The sequence below is a fragment of the Mycobacterium sp. SMC-11 genome (genome assembly GCF_046250095.1).
In the GTDB taxonomy this organism is placed as follows: domain Bacteria; phylum Actinomycetota; class Actinomycetes; order Mycobacteriales; family Mycobacteriaceae; genus Mycobacterium; species Mycobacterium heraklionense_A.
Genome location: NZ_CP176430.1, coordinates 1,814,566 through 1,835,596, shown reverse-complemented (window position 1 = coordinate 1,835,596; position 21,031 = coordinate 1,814,566). Strand labels below are relative to the sequence as shown.

At 67.2% G+C, this 21,031-nt stretch carries 18 protein-coding genes; 10 read left to right on the top strand and 8 right to left on the bottom strand.

The features are described 5' to 3' along the window. Positions 1-96: 96 nt before the first annotated feature. The 3 genes from ACKY0X_RS08565 to ACKY0X_RS08555 all read right to left on the bottom strand — a co-directional run bounded on the left by ACKY0X_RS08565 (position 97) and on the right by ACKY0X_RS08555 (position 1,586). The gene (locus tag ACKY0X_RS08565) at positions 97-558 is read right to left on the bottom strand and encodes a peroxiredoxin (RefSeq protein WP_409429087.1); all 462 of its coding nucleotides are present in this window, start codon (positions 556-558) and stop codon (positions 97-99) included. Beyond that, a complete protein-coding gene (locus ACKY0X_RS08560; RefSeq protein ID WP_046188338.1) occupies positions 558-980 on the bottom strand; it encodes a DUF3052 domain-containing protein in 423 nt (140 codons plus the stop codon). Before ACKY0X_RS08560 ends, ACKY0X_RS08565 begins: the two co-directional genes overlap by 1 nt. Before the next feature lie 84 nt (positions 981-1,064). Further along, positions 1,065-1,586 carry a hypothetical protein gene (locus ACKY0X_RS08555; RefSeq protein ID WP_409429086.1) on the bottom strand — a complete coding sequence of 174 codons (522 nt, stop codon included), beginning with the start codon at positions 1,584-1,586 and terminating at the stop codon, positions 1,065-1,067. Between the two features lie 253 nt (positions 1,587-1,839). Here ACKY0X_RS08555 and aceE point away from each other — a divergent pair, with 253 nt between their 5' ends. The 8 genes from aceE (at position 1,840) to ACKY0X_RS08515 (ending at position 14,152) form a co-directional block, all read left to right on the top strand. After that, positions 1,840-4,629 carry a pyruvate dehydrogenase (acetyl-transferring), homodimeric type gene (gene aceE, locus ACKY0X_RS08550; protein WP_409429085.1) on the top strand — a complete coding sequence of 930 codons (2,790 nt, stop codon included), beginning with the start codon at positions 1,840-1,842 and terminating at the stop codon, positions 4,627-4,629. 64 nt (positions 4,630-4,693) lie between these two features. Next, complete coding sequence (locus tag ACKY0X_RS08545; RefSeq protein ID WP_409429084.1) at positions 4,694-6,010, top strand: PucR family transcriptional regulator; 1,317 nt, start codon at positions 4,694-4,696, stop codon at positions 6,008-6,010. 178 nt (positions 6,011-6,188) lie between these two features. Continuing rightward, complete coding sequence (locus tag ACKY0X_RS08540; RefSeq protein WP_409429083.1) at positions 6,189-7,121, top strand: ACP S-malonyltransferase; 933 nt, start codon at positions 6,189-6,191, stop codon at positions 7,119-7,121. A 90-nt stretch (positions 7,122-7,211) separates the two neighbouring features. Further along, entirely contained in the window at positions 7,212-7,511 is a 300-nt protein-coding gene (acpM, locus tag ACKY0X_RS08535) for a meromycolate extension acyl carrier protein AcpM (RefSeq protein ID WP_046287036.1), read from the top strand. Between the two features lie 2 nt (positions 7,512-7,513). Further along, positions 7,514-8,767, top strand: a complete 1,254-nt coding sequence (gene kasA, locus ACKY0X_RS08530) for a 3-oxoacyl-ACP synthase KasA (RefSeq protein ID WP_064887541.1) — start codon at positions 7,514-7,516, stop codon at positions 8,765-8,767. A 32-nt stretch (positions 8,768-8,799) separates the two neighbouring features. Continuing rightward, the gene (gene kasB / locus ACKY0X_RS08525) at positions 8,800-10,068 is read left to right on the top strand and encodes a 3-oxoacyl-ACP synthase KasB (RefSeq protein ID WP_046286328.1); all 1,269 of its coding nucleotides are present in this window, start codon (positions 8,800-8,802) and stop codon (positions 10,066-10,068) included. A 55-nt stretch (positions 10,069-10,123) separates the two neighbouring features. Next, the gene (locus ACKY0X_RS08520) at positions 10,124-11,545 is read left to right on the top strand and encodes an acyl-CoA carboxylase subunit beta (protein WP_409429082.1); all 1,422 of its coding nucleotides are present in this window, start codon (positions 10,124-10,126) and stop codon (positions 11,543-11,545) included. A gap of 150 nt (positions 11,546-11,695) precedes the next feature. Then, complete coding sequence (locus ACKY0X_RS08515; protein WP_409429556.1) at positions 11,696-14,152, top strand: sulfatase-like hydrolase/transferase; 2,457 nt, start codon at positions 11,696-11,698, stop codon at positions 14,150-14,152. 6 nt (positions 14,153-14,158) lie between these two features. On the opposite strand, the gene ACKY0X_RS08510 is transcribed toward ACKY0X_RS08515, so the two are convergent. Next, complete coding sequence (locus ACKY0X_RS08510) at positions 14,159-14,908, bottom strand: SDR family oxidoreductase (protein ID WP_409429081.1); 750 nt, start codon at positions 14,906-14,908, stop codon at positions 14,159-14,161. A gap of 107 nt (positions 14,909-15,015) precedes the next feature. Here ACKY0X_RS08510 and ACKY0X_RS08505 point away from each other — a divergent pair, with 107 nt between their 5' ends. Both ACKY0X_RS08505 and ACKY0X_RS08500 read left to right on the top strand, forming a co-directional pair. After that, positions 15,016-15,894 (top strand): LysR family transcriptional regulator, encoded by an 879-nt coding sequence (locus ACKY0X_RS08505; RefSeq protein WP_409429080.1) that lies wholly within the window; start codon positions 15,016-15,018, stop codon positions 15,892-15,894. Between the two features lie 75 nt (positions 15,895-15,969). Further along, entirely contained in the window at positions 15,970-16,536 is a 567-nt protein-coding gene (locus ACKY0X_RS08500; RefSeq protein WP_409429079.1) for a methyltransferase family protein, read from the top strand. On the opposite strand, the gene ACKY0X_RS08495 is transcribed toward ACKY0X_RS08500, so the two are convergent. The 4 genes from ACKY0X_RS08495 to ACKY0X_RS08480 form a co-directional block, all read right to left on the bottom strand. After that, entirely contained in the window at positions 16,472-18,148 is a 1,677-nt protein-coding gene (locus ACKY0X_RS08495; protein WP_409429078.1) for an FAD-dependent monooxygenase, read from the bottom strand. The genes ACKY0X_RS08500 and ACKY0X_RS08495 overlap by 65 nt on opposite strands. Before the next feature lie 62 nt (positions 18,149-18,210). Further along, positions 18,211-18,837, bottom strand: a complete 627-nt coding sequence (locus tag ACKY0X_RS08490; RefSeq protein ID WP_409429077.1) for a TetR/AcrR family transcriptional regulator — start codon at positions 18,835-18,837, stop codon at positions 18,211-18,213. Between the two features lie 46 nt (positions 18,838-18,883). Next, positions 18,884-20,422: an FAD-dependent oxidoreductase gene (locus ACKY0X_RS08485; RefSeq protein WP_409429076.1), complete on the bottom strand. Its 1,539-nt coding sequence runs from the start codon at positions 20,420-20,422 to the stop codon at positions 18,884-18,886. Next, entirely contained in the window at positions 20,422-21,000 is a 579-nt protein-coding gene (locus tag ACKY0X_RS08480; protein WP_409429075.1) for a TetR/AcrR family transcriptional regulator, read from the bottom strand. Before ACKY0X_RS08480 ends, ACKY0X_RS08485 begins: the two co-directional genes overlap by 1 nt. Positions 21,001-21,031 lie beyond the last annotated feature (31 nt).

Sequence of the window (21,031 nt, the reverse complement as noted above, 5' to 3'; positions counted from 1 at the left end):
CTGCCTCGGGCAGGTTACCCGGATCGGTGCCCCAGACCCAAAACGGCCACCACACATCCCGCTGATTGGAGGCCCGGCTTTCCGGGGTTGCCGGAACTACCCCTTGAGCGCGCCCAGGGCGTCGAGCCAGAGCTGCTGGTCGCGCGCCTCGCCGGGCTGCTTCATCTCGGCGAACCGGATGATGCCGGACTTGTCGATGACGAACGTGCCGCGGTTGGGAAAGCCGGTGTCGGAGTTGAACACCCCGTAGTCCTGGCTGACGGCGCCGTGCGGCCAGAAATCCGAGAGCACCGGGAACAGGAACCCGCTCTCGGTCGCCCAGATCTTGTGGGTGGGCGGCGGGCCGACCGAGATCGCCAGCGCCACACTGTCGTCATTGACGTAGCTGGGCAGGTGATCGCGCAGCTGATCCAGCTCGCCCTGGCAGATGCCGGTGAAGGCCAGCGGGAAGAACACCACCAGGACGTTCTTGTCGCCCCGGAAGCTGCTCAGCGTCACCTGCTGCTGATTCTGGTCCTTGAGGGTGAAGTCAGGGGCCTGCGCGCCGACTTCCAGCATCAACGCTTCCCCGCGCGGGACTTGGGCTGCACCAGACGACTGGCACTCCAGTCCCCCAGGTTGACCGACGACGTCGGCATCAGGCCGGCAGTCGGCGCCGCCTCGGCGATCTCGGCGGGCTGCACGTGGCCGGATCGGCCGGTCTTGGGTGTCAATACCCAGATCACCCCGTCGTCGGCCAAGGCGGTGATCGCATCCATCAAGGTGTCCACCAAGTCACCATCGCCATCGCGCCACCAGAGCAGCACGACGTCGACCACCTCATCGGTGTCCTCGTCGAGCAGTTCGCTGCCGGCGGCCTCTTCGACGTCGACACGGATGTCGTCGTCGGCGTCCTCGTCCCAGCCGAACTCCTGGACCAACTGCTTGCTCTCGATGCCCAGTTTGCGGGCGAAGCTCGGGGCGTTATCCGCCGCGACCACCGTGTGACCTCCCTCGATCGTCAGCGCTGTGTGTGATGTGAATCATCGTTGCACAGCTCCCCGTGCGGCGCGGGATCAGCGGGCTCAGAAGGCTTTGCACAGCTGCATCCCCTTGTCCCGAGCCCGGTTGAGTTCATCCTTGCGGGCGTTGTACACCGACACCGGCGCCTTGGATGAGATCGCCGTCGCGACGCCGCGCGCGGCCTGTGCATAGGTATTGAATGCGTCGGTCAGGTCCTGCGACAACTTCTCGTTGATTGCCGCAGCAACCTCGTCGGCGCTGTGGTTGAGCGCCTCCACCGCCGGCCCAGCAGTGCCGGAGATATCGCCACCGTTGTTGAACGCCTCGACGTACTTGTTCACCACGTCGACGGCGTCGCTGCTGCTCGAGGCGAACCGGCCGCACGCGCCACGGACCGCCTGGGTGGTCATCGACTGCTGACGCTGGGTCTCACGAATGCTCGAGGTGGCCTCCGAGGCCGACACCGACGCCGACACCGAGGAGCGGTAGGCCGGGGCTTCTGAGGTGTCCGCCTCCGGGGTGCCGGCGATGATGCTGGTACAGCCGACGACACCCATCGCCAATGCCGCAACCACACCGGCCACCGACGCGCCTGCCCGAGCGTGTCGCCGCGTCTGGGCGCGCGAGGCAGTCAGCCGTCGGGTCAGCACAACTTCAAACGTTACCGCGTACCTGCCGCCAGGCCGAGATCAGCCCACCCAGGGGCACTGGCGCACCGGCGGTCGGGTGTCCGGTGGGGCACGATAGAAAAGACGAGACCGGCGAATCGATCGGTCGGTGTCGTCCTGGCCACAAGCCGGGAGGCACATCTTGTCCTCCGAACCAAGGAGCATTGCGTTGACCACTGAGGCCGTAGATCAGGATCAGGCCAAAAAGCCAAGCAGCACAACCGAATCCGACCGGGTCCGGGTGATCCGCGAGGGGGTGGCGTCCTACCTTCCCGACATCGACTCCGACGAGACCTCCGAGTGGCTGGAGTCCTTCGACGAACTGCTGGCCCGCTCCGGTCCGGCCCGCGCCCGCTACCTGATGTTGCGATTGCTCGAGCGCGCCGGCGAGCAGCGGGTGGCGATCCCCGCGCTCACCTCCACCGACTACGTCAACACCATCCCGACCGAACTGGAGCCCTGGTTCCCCGGCGACGAGGAAACCGAGCGCCGCTACCGCAGCTGGATCCGCTGGAACGCCGCGGTGATGGTGCACCGCGCGCAGCGCCCCGGAGTGGGAGTCGGCGGGCACATCTCGACCTACGCGTCGTCGTCGACGCTCTATGAGGTCGGCTTCAACCACTTCTTCCGCGGCAAGGACCATCCCGGTGGTGGTGACCAGGTGTTCATCCAGGGCCACGCCTCCCCCGGCATCTACGCGCGCGCCTTCCTCGAAGGCCGGCTGAGCACCCACGACCTCGACGGCTTCCGTCAGGAGCACAGCCACCCGGGCGGCGGGCTGCCGTCCTACCCGCATCCGCGGCTGATGCCCGACTTCTGGGAATTCCCCACGGTGTCGATGGGCCTGGGCCCGATGAACGCCATCTACCAGGCCCGGTTCAACCACTACCTGCACGACCGTGGCATCAAGGACACCTCCGATCAGCACGTGTGGTGCTTCTTGGGCGACGGCGAGATGGACGAGCCAGAGAGCCGCGGGCTGCTGCACGTCGGCGCGCTGGAGGGCCTGGACAACCTGACGTTCGTGGTCAACTGCAACCTGCAGCGCCTGGACGGCCCGGTGCGCGGCAACGGCAAGATCATCCAGGAGCTGGAATCGTTCTTCCGCGGCGCGGGCTGGAACGTGATCAAGGTGGTGTGGGGCCGCGAGTGGGATGCCCTGCTGCACGCCGACCGGGACGGCGCCCTGGTCAACCTGATGAACGTCACCCCCGACGGCGACTATCAGACCTATAAGGCCAACGACGGCGGCTACGTGCGGGAGCACTTCTTCGGCCGCGACCCGCGCACCAAGGCGCTCGTGCAGAACCTGTCCGATCAGGACATCTGGCACCTCAAGCGCGGTGGACACGACTACCGCAAGGTCCACGCCGCCTACCGCGCGGCCATCGAGCACAAGGGCCAGCCCACCGTCATCCTGGCCAAGACCATCAAGGGCTACAGCCTGGGCAGCTACTTCGCCGGCCGTAACGCCACCCACCAGATGAAGAAGTTCCGGCTGCAGGACCTCAAGGACTTCCGCGACGAGATGCGGATTCCGATCCCGGACGCCGAACTCGAGGAGAACCCGTACCTGCCGCCGTACTACCACCCCGGCGAGAACGCCCCCGAGATCCGTTACCTGCTGGATCGGCGACGTGCCCTGGGCGGCTTCGTGCCGCACCGCCGCACCCAGGCCAAGACGGTGGAACTGCCGGGCTCGCAGGCCTATGCGGCGGTCAAGAAGGGTTCGGGCAACCAGGAGGTCGCCACCACCATGGCGACCGTGCGGGTGTTCAAAGAGTTGTTGCGGGACAAGCAGTTAGGCCCGCGCCTGGTGCCGATCATCCCCGATGAGGCGCGCACGTTCGGGATGGACTCGTGGTTCCCGTCGTTGAAGATCTACAACCGCAACGGCCAGCTCTACACCTCGGTGGATGCCGACCTGATGCTGGCCTACAAGGAAAGCGAAGTCGGCCAGATCCTGCACGAGGGCATCAACGAAGCCGGCTCGACGGCCTCGTTCACCGCGGTCGGGACGTCGTATGCGACCCACGACGAGCCGATGATCCCGATCTACATCTTCTATTCGATGTTCGGCTTCCAGCGCACCGGCGACGGCCTGTGGGCGGCCGCCGATCAGATGGCACGCGGCTTCGTGCTGGGGGCCACCGCGGGACGCACCACGCTGACCGGTGAGGGTCTGCAGCACGCCGACGGCCACTCACTGTTGTTGGCGTCCACCAACCCGGCGGTGGTCTCCTACGATCCCGCGTTCGCCTACGAGGTCGCCCACATCATCGAAAGCGGCCTGCACCGGATGTACGGCCCGGACCCGGAGAACGTGTACTTCTACGTCACGCTCTACAACGAGCCCTACGTGCAGCCGGCCGAGCCCGAGGGTTTTGACCCCGAGGGTCTGCTGCGCGGAATCTACCGTTTCCGCAAGGCCGCCGACGCGCGGTCGCACACCGCGCAGATCCTGGCTTCGGGAGTGGCGGTGCCCGAGGCGCTGCGGGCCGCCGACATGTTGGCCGCCGACTGGGATGTGGCCGCCGACGTGTGGTCGGTGACCAGCTGGGGTGAGCTCAACCGGGACGGTGTCGCCATCGAGCGCGAGCGGCTGCGGCACCCCGAGCGCCCGGCCGCGGTGCCGTATGTGACCCAGGCGTTGGCGGACGCCACCGGCCCGGTCGTCGCGGTGTCGGACTGGATGCGTGCGGTGCCCGAGCAGATCCGCCCGTGGGTGCCCGGCAATTACGTCACCCTGGGCACCGACGGGTTCGGGTTCTCCGACACTCGTCCGGCCGCGCGGCGCTACTTCAACACCGACGCCGAGTCGGTGGTGGTGGCGGTGCTAGCGGCGCTGGGCCGCGACGGGGTCATCGACCCGTCCGTGGCGGTGACTGCGGCCACGCAGTACCAGATCGACGACGTGTTGGCGGCCCCCGAGCAGACGTCGGATTCCGGGGTGGCCTAAGGAGGCTGGGGCGACGCCCGTGGGGTTGTCAGTTGTCACTAGAAAATTGGCGTAGCTTTTAGGAATGGTTGACAACCCGGCGGGCCCCGTCCTGCCGCGCTCCACGCTGGATCTGCTCAGCGCCGTTCCGGACACCTTGCTGCGCCGGCTCAAGCACTACTCGGGCCGGCTGGCCACCGAAGCGGTCTCCATGATGGGCGATCGGTTGCCGTTCTTCGCCGACCTCGAGGCCTCCCAGCGCGCCAGCGTGGCCCTGGTGGTGCAGACGGCGGTGGTCAACTTCGCCGAGTGGATGCACGACCCGCACGGCAACGTCAGCCACACCGCGCAGGCGTTCGAGTTGGTTCCCCAGGATCTGACCCGCCACATCGCGCTGCGGCACACCGTGGACATGGTGCGGGTCACCATGGAGTTCTTCGAGGAGGTCGTGCCGCTGCTGGCCCGCTCCGAGGAGCAGGTGACCGCACTGACGGTCGGCATCCTCAAGTACAGCCGGGACCTGGCGTTCACCGCCGCCTCCGCCTACGCCGACGCCGCGGAGGCCCGGGGCACCTGGGATTCCCGAATGGAGGCCAGCGTGGTGGACGCCGTGGTCCGCGGCGACACCGGTCCGGAGTTGTTGAGCCGCGCAGCCGCGCTGAACTGGGACACCACCGCCCCGGCCACCGTCGTGGTGGGCACCGCACCGCCGGGCCCGGACGCCTACGCCGGACAGAAGGCCAGCCAAGACGTCCGTGATGTCGCCGAACACCACGGCCGGGCGGCATTGACCGACGTGCACGGCACATGGCTGGTGGCCATCGTGTCGGGCCCGCTGACGCCCACCCAGAAGTTCTTCGCCGACCTGCTCGGCGCGTTCTCCGACGGTCCGGTGGTGATCGGACCGACGGCACCGACGCTGACCGCCGCCTATCACAGTGCCAGCGAAGCGATCTCAGGGATGAACGCCGTCGTCGGCTGGACCGGGGCCCCGCGGCCGGTGCTGGCACGCGAGCTGCTTCCGGAGCGGGCACTGATCGGCGATGCGTCGGCGATCGCGGCCCTGCACACCGATGTGATGCGACCGCTGGCCGAGGCCGGGCCCACGCTCACCGAGACCCTGGACGCCTATTTGGACTGTGGCGGCGCGATCGAGGCGTGCGCCCGCAAGTTGTTCGTTCATCCAAACACCGTCCGTTACCGACTCAAGCGGATCGCCGATTTCACCGGACGCGATCCGGCCGTGCCGCGCGACGCCTATGTGCTGCGGGTTGCCGCCACGGTCGGGCGGTTGGCCAACCAAGCGCAGCACGCCAGTTTCAGCAGTGCGGGCGTGACCTACGCCGCCCCGCCGCTGTCCTCCGGTGGTCCCGATGAACCTCAGGTCAGCCCGGAGGAGTGACTTGCCGGAGGTAGTCCGGGCACGTACGGGTGCACACCAACGGCGGACAGTTGTCGCAGTTCGGTATCGAACACGTCGCATCGAACGGCAGGTTTGTAGGGTCTCCACAAAAACATAAGACAATGTTCATAATCTAGGACATCCTGCAAATCGCGCTTCACAATGTTCTCTTAAAGACGTGATTGCGTTGCTCGCTCCCGGACAGGGATCTCAGACCCCCGGCATGCTCGCGCCGTGGCTGGAGTCGGCTGACGCCGATGCCGCCCGCGAGCAGTTGGCCGCCTGGTCGGAGATCGCCGGCCTGGATCTGATCGCGCTGGGCACCACCGCGACCGCCGAGGAGATCACCGACACCGCGGTCACCCAGCCGCTGGTGGTGGCGGCGACCCTGCTGGCCTACGCCGAGCTGGTCAAGCTGCGCAACGCCCCGGTAAGCGGCAGCGACGTGATCGTGGCCGGCCACTCCGTCGGTGAGATCGCCGCCTACGCGATCGCCGGCGTCATCTCCCCTGACGACGCCGTCATGCTGGCCGCCACCCGCGGCCGCGAGATGGCCAAGGCCTGCGCTCTCGAGCCCACCGGCATGGCCGCGGTGCTCGGCGGCGACGAGGCCGAGGTGCTGACCCGCCTCGAGCAACTCGATCTGACCCCGGCCAACCGCAACGCCGTCGGTCAGATCGTGGCCGCCGGCCCGCTGCCGGCGCTGGACAAGCTCGCCGAAGACCCGCCTGCCAAGGCTCGGGTTCGCAAGCTGGCCACCGCCGGGGCGTTCCACACCCAGTACATGGCACCGGCGCTGGAGGCCTACGCCGCCGCCGTCGAGCAGGTCAAGGCGTCCGGCGTTTCGGAACCCACCGCTACCCTGTTGTCCAACCGCGACGGGCAGCCAGTGACGTCGGCGGCCGAGGCACTGGAGCACCTGGTGGCGCAGCTGACCCGGCCGGTGCGTTGGGACCTGTGCACCGAGACGCTCCGCGCCCGGGAGGTCACGGCGATCGTGGAGTTTCCGCCCGCCGGCACGCTGGCCGGTATCGCGAAACGCGAACTTCGGGGGACTCCGACGCACGCCGTCAAATCTCCCGCGGATCTGGACGGGCTTCCCGAGTTCTAGCCCTTTTCAAGCCCGCTCCAACCTGCACAACCAGATACGCAGTAATTCACCCCCGCACACCCCGTGCGGATCCAACCGAAGGGAAACACAGTGGCTGCCAGCCAGGAAGAAATCATCGCCGGTCTCGCGGAGATCATCGAAGAGGTGACCGGTATCGAGCCGAGCGAGGTCACCGTCGAGAAGTCCTTCGTCGACGACCTGGACATCGACTCGCTGTCGATGGTGGAGATCGCGGTTCAGACCGAAGACAAGTACGGCGTGAAGATCCCGGACGAGGACCTCGCCGGTCTGCGCACCGTGGGTGACGTGGTGGGCTACATCCAGAAGCTCGAGGCCGAGAACCCCGAGGCTGCCGCCGCGCTGCGCGAGAAGTTCGGTTCCGAGAGCTAATCGTGTCCTCTCAGCCTTCTACGGCCAACGGCGGTTACCCGAGTGTGGTGGTAACCGCCGTTGAGGCCACGACTTCAGTCGGGGCGGACATCGAGAGCACGTGGAAGGGCTTGCTCGCCGGTGAGAGCGGCATTCACGTGCTCGAAGACGAGTTCGTCAGCAAGTGGGACCTGCCGGTCAAGATCGGCGGCCACTTGAAGGATCCGGTCGACGACCACATGGGCCGGCTGGACATGCGGCGCATGTCCTACGTCCAGCGGATGGCCAAGCTGCTCGGCACCCGCCTCTGGGAGAACGCCGGCACGCCTGAGGTGGACCCTGACCGGTTCACCGTGGTGATCGGCACCGGTCTGGGCGGTGGCGAGAAGATCGTCGAAACCTATGACCTGATGAACGAGGGCGGACCCCGCAAGGTGTCGCCGCTGGCCGTTCAGATGATCATGCCCAACGGTGCGGCCGCGGTGGTCGGCCTGCAGCTCGGCGCTCGCGCCGGGGTCATCACCCCGGTGTCGGCCTGTTCGTCGGGTTCGGAGGCGATTGCACACGCGTGGCGTCAGATCGTCATGGGCGACGCGGACTTCGCGGTCTGCGGCGGTGTCGAAGGCGGCATCGAGGCGCTGCCGATCGCGGCGTTCTCGATGATGCGCGCGATGTCGACCCGCAACGACGACCCCGAGGGTGCGTCGCGGCCGTTCGACAAGAACCGGGACGGCTTCGTCTTCGGTGAAGCCGGCGCGCTGATGATCATCGAGACCGAAGAGCACGCCAAGGCACGCGGCGCCAAGCCGCTGGCCCGGCTGATGGGCGCCGGAATCACCTCCGACGCCTTCCACATGGTGGCTCCCGGCCCCGATGGCAAGCGGGCCGGCCGTGCGATGACCCGGTCGCTGGAGTTGGCGGGTCTGTCCGCCAAGGACGTCGATCACATCAACGCGCACGGAACGGCTACTCCGATCGGTGACACGGCCGAGGCGAACGCGATCCGGGAAGCCGGTTGCCAGCACGCCGCGGTCTACGCACCCAAGTCGGCGCTGGGCCACTCCATTGGGGCGGTCGGTGCGCTGGAGTCGGTGTTGACGGTGCTCTCGCTGCGTGACGGGGTCATCCCCCCGACGCTGAACTACGAGACGCCGGACCCCGAGATCGATCTGGATATCGTGGCGGGCGAGCCCCGGTACGGCGACTACAAGTACGCCATCAACAATTCATTCGGGTTTGGTGGGCACAACGTCGCGCTCGCCTTTGGGCGGTACTGACACCGGATCAGAGAGGGAAGTTCGCAACAGCCATGTCAACGCTGGCAACGGGAAAGGGTCTCCCCAACGTCGTCGTCACCGGCTACGCCATGACGACGGCATTGGCCGCGGACGGGGAGAACACCTGGAAGAAGCTGCTGGACGGCCAGAGCGGCATTCGCAAGCTCACCGATTCATTCGTCGAGGAGTATGACCTGCCGGTTCGTATCGGCGGGCATCTCGTCGAGACCCCGGAGTCGTTCGACGAAGGGCTGAATCGGACCGAGCTGCGTCGGCTTTCCTACCTGCAGAAGATGGCTTTGGTGCTGAGCCGGCGTGCGTGGGAGCACGCCGGCTCACCCGAAGTCGACACTCGGCGCCTCATGGTGTCGATCGGCACCGGGATGGGTTCCAGCGAGGAGCTCGTCTGGGCCTATGACGGCATGCGCGAACGCGGCCTGAAGGCGGTCTCGCCGTTGGTCGTGCAGAAATACATGCCCAATGGAGCGGCCGCCGCGGTCGGTCTGGACCGGCAGGCAAAGGCCGGGGTGATCACTCCGATCTCGGCCTGCGCATCCGGCTCCGAGGGCATCGCCCATGCCTGGCAGCAGATCGTGCTCGGCGAGGCCGACATGGCGATCTGCGGTGGTGTGGAGACCCGGATCGAAGCAGTGCCGATCGCGGGGTTCGCCCAGATGCGCATCGTGCTGTCCACCAGCAACGACGACCCGGAGGGCGCCTGCCGCCCCTTCGACCGCGACCGCAACGGGTTCGTGTTCGGCGAGGGCGCCGCACTGATGGTGATCGAGACCGAGGAGCACGCCAAGGCGCGCGGGGCCAACATCCTCGCCCGGATCATGGGTGCCTCGATCACCTCGGACGGCTACCACATCGTCGCGCCGGACCCCGACGGCCAAAGCGCGGGTCGGGCGATGACACGGGCAATCCAGGCCGCCGGGCTGACCCCCGGCGACATCAGCCACGTCAATGCGCACGCCACCGGAACCACGGTGGGTGACGTGGCCGAAGGCCACGCCATCAACCTCGCGTTGGGCCCGCACGGCGGCAACGCCGCGGTGTACGCGCCCAAGGCGGCACTCGGCCACTCGGTCGGTGCGGTCGGCGCGGTCGAGTCCATCCTGACGGTGATGGCTCTGCGTGAACAGATCGTCCCGCCGACTCGGAACATGGAGAACCTCGACCCCGAGATCGACCTGGATGTGGTGGCGGGCGAACCGCGACCTGGCAACTACGAGTACGCGATCAACAACTCATTCGGGTTCGGCGGGCACAACGTCGCAATCGTCTTCGGCCGGTACTGAAGACCCCAGACGGACCAGAAGCGAGACCCGCGATCAAAAACCAAGGAGAGGCGCGATGACGACTATGGCTCCCGAAACGGTGGGCGAATCGCTCGACCCGCGCGATCCCCTGCTGCGTCTGTCGACGTTCTTCGACGACGGCACCGTGGAATTGCTGCACGAGCGCGATCGATCCGGCGTGCTGGCCGCGGGCGGCACCGTCAACGGAGTGCGCACCATCGCGTTCTGCACTGACGGCACCGTGATGGGCGGGGCGATGGGCATCGAGGGCTGCGACCACATCGTCAACGCCTACGACACCGCGATCGCCGAGCAGAGCCCGATCGTGGGCCTGTGGCACTCGGGCGGCGCCCGGCTGGCCGAGGGCGTGCGAGCCCTGCACGCGGTCGGACGGGTCTTCGAGGCCATGATCCGGGCTTCCGGATTCGTCCCGCAGATCTCGGTGGTGGTCGGTTTCGCCGCCGGCGGCGCCGCCTACGGGCCGGCCCTGACCGACGTCATCGTGATGGCACCGGAGGGTCGGGTTTTCGTCACCGGCCCCGATGTGGTGCGCAGCGTCACCGGTGAGGACGTCGACATGGCCGCGCTGGGCGGCCCCGACACCCACCACAAGAAGTCCGGCGTGTGCCACATCGTCGCCGACGACGAGCTCGACGCCTACGAGCGGGGCCGCCGTCTGGTCGGGTTGTTCTGCCAGCAGGGCCATTTCGACCGCAACAAGGCCGAGGCGGGCGAGATCGACCTGCACGCGCTGCTGCCGGAGTCGGCCCGACGCGCCTATGACGTGCACCCGCTGGTCAACGGGCTGCTCGATGCCGACGCTCCGTTCGATGAGTTCCAGGCCAAGTGGGCGCCGTCGATGGTGGTCGGGCTGGGCCGGTTGTCGGGTCGCACCGTCGGTGTGCTGGCCAACAACCCGCTGCGGCTGGGCGGCTGCCTGAACTCCGAGAGCGCCGAGAAGGCGGCACGTTTCGTGCGGCTGTGCGACGCGTTCGGAATTCCGCTGATCGTGATCGTCGACGTGCCGGGCTACCTGCCCGGTGTCGGCCAGGAATGGGGTGGCGTGGTGCGCCGCGGCGCCAAGCTGCTGCACGCGTTCGGTGAGGCCACCGTCCCCCGCGTCACGCTGGTGACCCGCAAGACCTACGGCGGGGCCTACATCGCGATGAACTCGCGGTCGTTGGGCGCCACCAAGGTGTTCGCCTGGCCGGACGCCGAGGTCGCGGTGATGGGCGCCAAGGCCGCGGTCGGCATCCTGCACAAGAAGAAGCTGGCCGCCGCGCCCGATCACGAGCGCGAGGCGCTGCACGAGGAGCTGGCCGCCGAGCACGAGCGGATCGCCGGCGGGGTGGACAGCGCCATCGACATCGGCGTGGTCGACGAGAAGATCGACCCGTCGCACACTCGCGGCAAGATCACCCAGGCACTGGCTGAGGCGCCCGCCCGCCGCGGCCGCCACAAGAACATCCCGCTGTAAACACACCGCTGCAGATCTGACAGCGGATGGGCCCGAATCGCCATCCGCCGGCCGACATTTGGCGAATACTCCATTCCCATGGAGTCATTCGACGAGACATCGCAAGTCAACACCGGTGAGTCCGAGACCGATGACGGCCGACCTCGCGCCATGCTGCGACGACGCCAGATATTGGGCGGCCTAGCGGCTTTAGGGGTGGGCGGCGCCGGCGTCTCGGCGCTGGCCGGCTGCGAAAGCAAAGGCAGCAGCGGTGAAGCTGCCGGCGCCCCGGGTTATGGCACCGGGATCAACGACGGGTTCAACGGCAAGATCGAACTCGACGTGCGCGATTCGCAGCCCGACTGGGGCCCGTTCGAGCTCAAGCATGCCCCCCAGGACGCACCCAATGTGCTGGTGGTGCTCTACGACGACACCGGGATGGCGGCGTGGTCGCCCTACGGCGGGGCAATCGACATGCCCGTCATGCAACGCCTCGCCGACAACGGGCTGACCTATTCGCAATGGCACACCACGGCGCTGTGTTCACCGACCCGATCCTGCGTCTTGACCGGTCGCAATCACCACGTGAACCGCTTCGCCTCGATCACCGAGGGCTCCGACGGCTTCCCCGGCGCGGCGGCCCGCCTGCCCGCGCAATGCGCGACGATCGGGCAGGTACTTCAGGACAACGGGTACAGCACGTTCTGGGTGGGCAAGAACCACAACGTGCCCGAGGAGGACGTGTCCAGCGGGGGCAGCAAATCGGAGTGGCCACTGCAGAAGGGCTTCGATCGGTTCTATGGGTTTCTCGGCGGGGAAACCAACCAGTGGTACCCGGATCTGGTGGAGGACAACCGATTCATCGAACAGCCCTACAGCCCGGAAGACGGCTACCACCTGTCGAAAGATCTGGCCGACAACGCGCTTCGCATGCTGCGCGACCAGCGGTCCAGCAATCCGTCCAAACCCTGGTACATGTGGTTCTGCCCGGGGGCCAATCACGCCCCGCACCACAGCCCGACCGAGTACGCCGAGAAGTACCGCGGCAGGTTCGATGACGGCTACGAGGCGTATCGGGAGTGGGTGTTGGCCCGCATGGTCGACAAGGGCATCATGCCCAAGGGCACCCGGCTGACGCCGCTCAATCCCCTTCCCGACGACGTCGCGTTGCCGGCTGACGCGGTACGGCCATGGAATTCGCTCAACGCCGACGAGAAACGCCTGTTCTCCCGGATGGCCGAGGTCTTCGCCGGATTCTCCGAATACACCGACGCCCAGGTGGGCCGCATCGTCGACTACCTCGAGCACACCGGCCAGTTGGACAACACGCTCATCTTCTACTGCGCCGACAACGGCGCCTCCGGCGAGGGCTCCCCCAACGGCTCGGTCAATGAGAACAAATTCTTCAACGGCTACCCCGATGACCTGGCCGAGAACATGCGCTACCTCGACACGCTGGGCACCCCCGCCACCTACAACCACTATCCGACCGGCTGGGCGGCTGCGTTCTCCACACCGTTTCAGATGTTCAAGCGCTACTCGCAGTTCTCCGGAGGTACCTGCGACCCCATGGTGATCCACTGGCCCGCCGGGATCAAGGCCAAAGGCCAAGTGCGCCACCAATACCACCACGCCACCGACATTGTGCCGACCATCCTCGATGCGGTCGGCATCCCGATGCCCGGGGAGTATCGCGGCGTGAAGCAGTACCCGCTCAACGGGGTGTCGATGCGCTACAGCTTCGACTCCCCCGATGCGCCCACCGCCAAGAAGCGGCAGTACTACGCCATGCTGGGCACCCGCGGAATCTGGGAGGACGGCTGGAAGGCGTCAGCGCTGCACGCACCGATCAGCGGCAAGGGCCACTTCGACCAGGACCGCTGGGAGCTCTACCACGTCGATGAAGATCGCTCCGAATCCACGAACGTCGCCGACCAACATCCCGACAAGCTCAAGGCACTCATCGACGCGTGGCACGTGGAGGCCAAGGACAACTACGTCCTGCCGCTGGACGACCGCACGGCAACCGAGTTGATCACCATCACCCGGCCGCAGTTCGAACCACCGCGCGATCGCTACACCTACTACCCGGACACCGCGCCGGTTCCGGAAGGCGTGGCAGCCAACATCCGCGGGCGGTCCTACAAGATCGTGGCGAGCGTCGATCTGGCCCGCGACGCCCAAGGGGTGCTCTTTGCCCACGGGTCCCGGTTCGGCGGACATGTGCTGTTCATCAAGGACGGCAAGCTGCACTACGTGTACAACTTCCTCGGCATCAAACCCGAGCAGGAGTTCGTCTCGCGGCCACTGACGCCCGGCAAGCACACCCTCGGCATGGAATTCGTCCGCAAAGAGGCGGGAAAATACGGCGAATCCCTCGGCACCACCACGCTTTACGTGGACGGAAGCCCCGTGGACACGGGTCCGATGCGGGCCCAGTTGGGCAAGTTCACCCTCGCCGGCGACGGCCTGTGCGTCGGATACGACAGTGGCGACAACGTCTCCGACCAGTACCAGAATCCCGGTACCTTCACCGGCGGCAGCATTGCGGCCGTCGTCATCGACGTCAGCAATGAGGCCTTCGTCGACCTCCAACGGGAAGCGGCAGCGGCACTGGCGCGCGACTGACCGGGCTCACCGGGTGGTGTAGCCGCCGTTGGCGAAGACGGTCTGTCCGGTGATCCAGTGGCCGCCGTCGAGCAGGAACAAGACCAGCGGCGCGATGTCCTCGATTTGGGTCAACCGATTGCCCATCGCCTGCGACTTGTGGAACTCGACGCGCTCGGGGGTCTCCTGCGGGTAGAAGAACGGCGTGTCCATCGGCCCGGGCGCGACGCTGTTGACATTGATCCCCCGGCTCCCGAACTCCTTGGCCGCAGCACGGGTGAAGTGCTCGACCGGACTCTTGGAGCCCGCATAGGTGGAATAGCCGTCGGTGAACGCCCCAAGCAGCGCGGTCACGATCGTCACCACCGAACCGTTGTCGTTGAGGCGCTTACCGGCCTCCTGCAAAAAGAAGTACGCGGACTTGGCATTGATGTCGAACATCGAGTCGTACTCGGCTTCGGTGGTCTCCAACATGGGCTTTCGCAGCACCTTGCCGACCGTGTTGACGGCGAAGTCCAGGCCGCCGAAGGCGTCGACCGCGGCGTCGAAGAGGGCGGTGACATTGGCCGGAACGGTCAGGTCGCCCTGCACCTTGATGGCCTTGGCACCGGCGTCCTGCACCGCAGCCACGGTCTTGTCGGCGTCGGGTTCGGAGCTGTCGCTGTTGTAGTGCACCGCGACGTTGACGCCGTGCGAGCCCAAGGTGGTGCTGATCAGCCCGCCCAGGTTCTTGGCCCCCGCGGCCACCACTGCCGATTTTCCGGTCAAATCACTCATGGAAGTCCCCTTCTGTGTCTGAACCCGAAACTAACCGGACACCACACAAATGAGAAACAGCGTTATACGCGCGATCGACAAATATTGTTTGTAGCTAGCATGGGCCGATGTTCCCGGTCCCGGACCTTCGCCGCCTGACCCACTTCATCGCCGTCGCCGAGTCCGCCGGCTTTACCAGCGCCGCCACGCAGCTGCATCTGTCACAGCAGGCGTTGTCGCATTCGGTGCAACAGCTGGAGAAGGAGATCGGCGTGACGCTGCTGGTGCGCGCCGGGCGCCGCGTCACCTTGACCGCCGCCGGCCAGACCCTGATGGACGAGGGCCGCGCGCTGTTGGCGGCGGCTCGAACCCTCACAGCGCACACCCGGGCCGCGGCCAGCGCCCAGCCGGATGAGTTCGTGGTCGGGCACTCCCCTGCGATCAGCAATCACGACGTCTACGCCCTGATCGAACCTGCGATCGCCGCCTCGCCCGACACGTCGTTCACCGTCGTGCAGCTGTTTCCCGATCGACTGACCGCCGGGGTACGCGAAGGCTCGGTGCAGTTGGGGCTGCGCCGCGCCGTGGTGCCGCAGGACCTATTGGCCGGCGCGGTGATCGGCTACGACCCACTGCGGATCGCCGTGCCCGCCGATCACCCGCTGGCAGCGCGCTCCCGCATCCGCATCGCCGATCTCGCCGACGAACTGATCGCGCTGTGGGCGCCGCCCGGCGCGTCCTACTACAGCGACTTTCTGATCAACGCCTGCCGGCGTGCCGGTTTCGAGCCGCAGTACCGGGTCAGCCGGGTGCAGGGCTGCCCTCCTGAGGTCGCGGCCCTAACCGAGAGCGCCGTCGCGTTCGTCACCGCACCGGCCGGTCCGGCCCTCGGCGGCACCGTTACCGTCGTCGATCTCGACGAGCCGCTGCTGGTGCCGCTGCAGGCACTGTGGCAGCCCCACACCAGTTCAGCGGTGCGAGATCTCATCCTGCGAGGTCGCCCTTGACAACCGGTAGGCCCAGCCCAGACAATTCATCGTGTGATGAATTAGTTGTGGCCGCTTGGAACCGGAAGGATTCCGATGCCCGGATATCTCGCCGCCTTGGCGCTCGCGCTCTGCCCCATCGTGGTCGTTGCCCGTCTGATCATGCTGCGACGCAATGGAACCGACGCCATGCACTTCGGGAGCACGGATCGCAAGGACTTCCTGATTCCACCCTTCGCGCTGGTCTACTTCTACGTGGTCTTCGCCGGCGCCTTCGGATGGCCGTTGGTGGGCCCCGAGCGGTTCTGGCAATCCGAGACCATCTCGTGGGCCGGAGTCGCCTGCTGTTTTGCCGGCCTGATGTTCCTCGCGTCGAGCCTGGCCGCCTTCGGCAGCAGCTTTCGTGTCGGCATCGACACCGACAACCCGGACAAGCTGGTGACGTCGGGCGTGTTCGCGTTAAGCCGCAACCCCATCTATGTCGGGTTCGGGCTGGTGCTGCTCGGCCAGTTCCTCGTGTTTCCGAGCTGGATTCCGTTGATCTATCTGCTCGCCGGCGGTTGGCTGTTCAACCGCCAGGTGCTGCGCGAGGAAGCATTCATGCGTGAGCACTACGGCCGCGAGTACGCCGACTACTGCAGCCGAGTTCGCCGGTATCTGTAGGACTTCCGCCGAGGGCGAGGATCGCCGACAACGCCCGCTGCAGCGCGGCGTCGGGGTCGGCCGGCAGCGCGTCGGCGCGCCATCCCACGAAGTCATCGGGGCGGACCAGCACCGCGCCGTCGGGCGCCAGCCCGGTGGCGCGGGCCCACTGTTCATCGGCGATCCGGTGCACCGGCATCGCGATACCCAACGCCTTCGAGGTCTGCGTGGCGGCGGATCGCCACCGCTGCCCGTCCCGGCCGGTCAGCACCGTGAAGCCCGATCCCAGCAGGTCGAGAGTCGAAACCCGTTGTCCGCCATGCGTCAGCCACACATGCGGGACCCGCGTGCCGGGCTGTCCGCGCAGGTCGGACACCAGTGCGACAGCACTCGGATCGCATGGCGGCGGCTCATCGGTGACCACCGCGGCCGAGTGATACCGGTAGCCGATCAGCAGGGCGAACATCGGCGCCTCCTCGCCCGGCGAGAGACCCGGACCGGTGTCGTCGAGTCGCAACAACGGCAGCACCGGCCCGGTCAGCGATTGGCGGGCGCTGAACCGCCCCACCGGGTGCCGTTCGACGTGGTAGGTGTCCAGCAACAAAGGATCGGCCTTCCCCGCCAGTACGGCTGCCAGCTTCCAGGCCAGATTGTGCGCGCCCTGGATCGCACAGTTCGCGCCGCCGGCCTTGAACGGCGGCATGGCGTGAGCCGAGTCTCCGACGAGAAACACCCTGCCGCAGCGGAACTGGTCGGCAACGCGCTCGTAGGGCTGCCACGGCGTCACCTCGACGATCTCGATGTCGATGTGCTCGCCGATCGCCCGGGTGAGTAGTTGGCGGCAGCGATCGGCGGTGAACTGTTCAGCGCTCTCGCCCTGGCCGGGCAGATAGGTGGTGATGAACATGCCGAAGTCGTCGCGGACCGGCAGAAAGATGCCGTCCACATCGTCGTTGGCCACCTGAATAGCGTCACCCTCACCGAGTTGCGGAACGAATTGCCGCCAGGGGCCGCGGAAGTAGATGAATACGACATAGATCGGCAACGCCCCGTGTCCAGACGTCGGTATGCCGAGCGCGTCGCGAGCCGGGCTGCGCACACCGTCTGCGGCGATCAGGTAGTCGGCGCGCAGCACTTCGGCGCTGCCGGTGTCGAGGTTGCGCACGACAGCGGTGACCCCGGTGTCGTCCTGCTCGAAGGAGCACAACTCGGTCCCGTAGCGAACCTCACTGCCGCGCCCGCGGATGTGTTCCAACAACATCGGTTCCAGTGCGCTTTGTGGGCAGTACTGTGCGGACGGCTCCGGGCTCGCACTAGCGAACGGTGCGAAGATCGCGTCGACGTCAAAGGCCTGCCGCACCTGGGTGCTGGTGAGCGAGGCTTTGGTGAGCATGGCCGACACACCTTCGGCCACCGCGTGCACCTGGTCCGCCAGGCCCAGGCCGCGCAGGATCTCCAGGCTGCGGAAGCTCAGGTTGCGGGCTTTCGGGTAGATGAAGGTCTCGCGGCGCTTCTCGATCACGAGCGAGTGCACGTCGTGTTTGGCCAACAGTGCTGAAGTGCTCAGACCGCCCGCACCTGCGCCCACGACCAGTACCGGGACCCGATTGTCAGTCATCCCCACCTCCGACATAGACGGAACTAATTAGTTCCGTCTAATCCAATGTGGCACGCGCCGACGCTCGGTGCAACCGGCTACGGAGATGAATTGCCGGCGAGCGGGAGGATGACGTCCTCCAGGACGCGCCGCACAAAGACGCGGTCGACGGGGCGGCCGGTCATCACGCGCAGCACATTGAGGCCCAACGCCACATCGGGGATCAGGCTGAGATCGCGACCGGCCGGGATCTCACCGCGCGCCCGCGCCTGATCGAGCAGCACTCGGACCACATGGCGCGGCGGGTCGAGCACCAGATCGTCCAGCGCTGCCGCCAGGACCGGATTGTGCATCGCCGCCGTCGCGACTCCGACAACGACTTTCATTGTTTCCATTCCCGATTCGTCGAACTCGGGTGCCGCGGCAACCAGCGCGTCGATGTCACCGCGCAGGCTACCGGTGTTGGGCGGCTCGACCGGTCCCTGCCGTCTGCGCCAGTGCGCGATCGCGTCGGCCACCACCACCTCTTTCGACGGCCAACGCCGATAGATCGCGGCCTTGCCGACACCGGCGCGGGCCGCGATGTCGTCCATGCTCAACCGGTCATAGCCCATCTCGGCCACACCCCGAAGCGCCGCATCGAGGATGGCGGGATCGCGAGACCGGTCGAGGCGTCCCGGGCTTCGACCCACTCGGGTGGCGGGCGCGGGCTCCTGGGCTCCCATAGCGAGCCAGCTTAGTCGATACGAGCTGGTTCCGTTATGAGCCGGCTCAATCCGCAGCCGCGAGAAATTCGCGTGCCACCTGCACGACGCGGTCGCGGTCTTCGGCCACCAGTCCGATCCGGGTCCGGCGATCCACGATGTCCTCCACGGTCAGCGCATTTTCGTGACTGACCGCGTACTCGAACTCGGCACGGATCACGTCGATGCCCTCGGCCACCGCCGCGGTGGGCCGATCACAGGTGGCGGCGGCCAACACATTGGCCGCCTCCCCGCCATAGCGCAGCACCAGCGACTCGGGCAGGGCAGCAGTCAGCGGAAGGCGCGACCCCTGGTTGCCGGGTGCACCGATCAACGGCAAGTCCCGCGTGCGACACGGCGCGGCCGGTAACGCTCGCAGGCGCACGGCCCGGTCCAGCACGTCTTCGGCCATGTGCCGGTACTCGGTCAGCTTTCCGCCGATCACGCTGAACACCCCGGTCTCCGATTCGACGACGGCGTGATTGCGTGAGACGTCCGCGGTGCGGCCTTCTCCGGTGTCGATCAGCGGCCGCAGCCCGGCGTAGGCGCCGCGGACGTCGGCGGTGCTCAGCGCGGTGCCCAACGCGGTGTTGACGGTCTCCAACAGGAACGAGATCTCCGCCGAGGTGGGTTGCGGCACATCGGGAATCGGCCCGGGCGCCTCTTCGTCGGTAAGTCCCAGATACACCCGGCCGAGCTGCTCGGGCATGGCGAACACGAACCGGTTGAGCTCACCGGGGATCGGCACGGTCAGCGCGGCGGTCGGATTGCCGAAGGCGGCCGCGTCGAACACCAGGTGCGTTCCGCGGCTAGGGCGTAGCCGTAGTGCCGCGTCGATGTCAGCGGCCCAGACTCCGGTCGCGTTGATCACCGCCCGCGCGGTGACGTCGAACGACGCACCCGAGATCTCGTCGGTCAGCCGTACCGTGTCCCCGGTGGCGTGCGATGCCGCCACATAGGTCAGGATCGTCGCGCCGTGCTGGGCCGCGGTTCGAGCGACCGCCGTGACCAGGCGGGCGTCGTCGATCAATTGCCCGTCGTAGGCCAACAGGCCACCGTCGAGGCCGTCGCGGCGCACGGTCGGCGCCAACTGCACGGCGTGTTCGGCGGAGACCCGTCGCGAGCGGGGCAACACCGTCGCCGATGTGCCGGCCAACCTGCGCAGGGCGTCGCCGGCGAGAAACCCGGTGCGTACCAGGGCCCGATCCCGTCGCGGCATCGATCCCAACAGCGGGACCAGTTGCGGCATCGCCCGCACCAGGTGAGGTGCGGTGCGGGTCATCAGGATTCCGCGCTCGATGGCGCTGCGCCGCGCAATGCCCACATTGCCGGTCGCCAGGTAGCGCAGTCCGCCATGCACCAGCTTGGAACTCCACCGGCTGGTGCCGAACGCCAGGTCTTGCTTGTCCACACACACCACCCGCAGGCCGCGGGTGGCCGCGTCCAGGGCGATGCCGGCGCCGGTGATGCCCGCGCCGATCACGATGACGTCAACGGGCGCGCCGTCGGCCAGTGCGGTCAGTTCGGCGGTGCGGCGGGCGGAGTTGAGCGCAGCAGTATCGGGCATCAGGAGAGGTACCTGTTCAGTGTGTAGGCCAGTTCGGTGGAGAGCGCGTCCTCGTCGAGGATCGACGCGACGACTTGCGCGGACTGAATGGCCGATTGGGTGATCAGCAGGCACATCGCGGCCAGTTCACGCGGGTCGCCGGCTCGCACGCTGCCTGCGGCCTGGGCGCCGCCGAGTTCGCCGGCCACCAGATCGATCAGTCGCCGCTGGCTGGCCCCCATCCGCTGGGCGATGTAGACCATCGCCAGATCGGGAGCGTGATGCAGCACCTGCATCACCACCTCGTCGTGGCGCAGCCGCGCCGCCACCGCGACTATCCGCGTCACCAGCGCCTCACGCCCGGTTCCCGGTTGCCCGAGTTCGGTCCAGGCCGCGGTGATCCGCGAGGTCAGCAGTGCGGCGATCACCGAGCGGCTGTCCGGCCACCGCCGGTACACCGTTGGGCGACTCACTCCGGCGCGGCGCGCGATGGCCGCCAGGGTCACCCGCTCCATTCCCAATGCGAGCAGGCAGCTCGCGGCGGCATCGAGGATGCGCTCCCCGACCTCCACCTGCTCGTCATTACTAGTTGACAGCATGTGTAATACTGTAACGCATGACGCAGGTCGA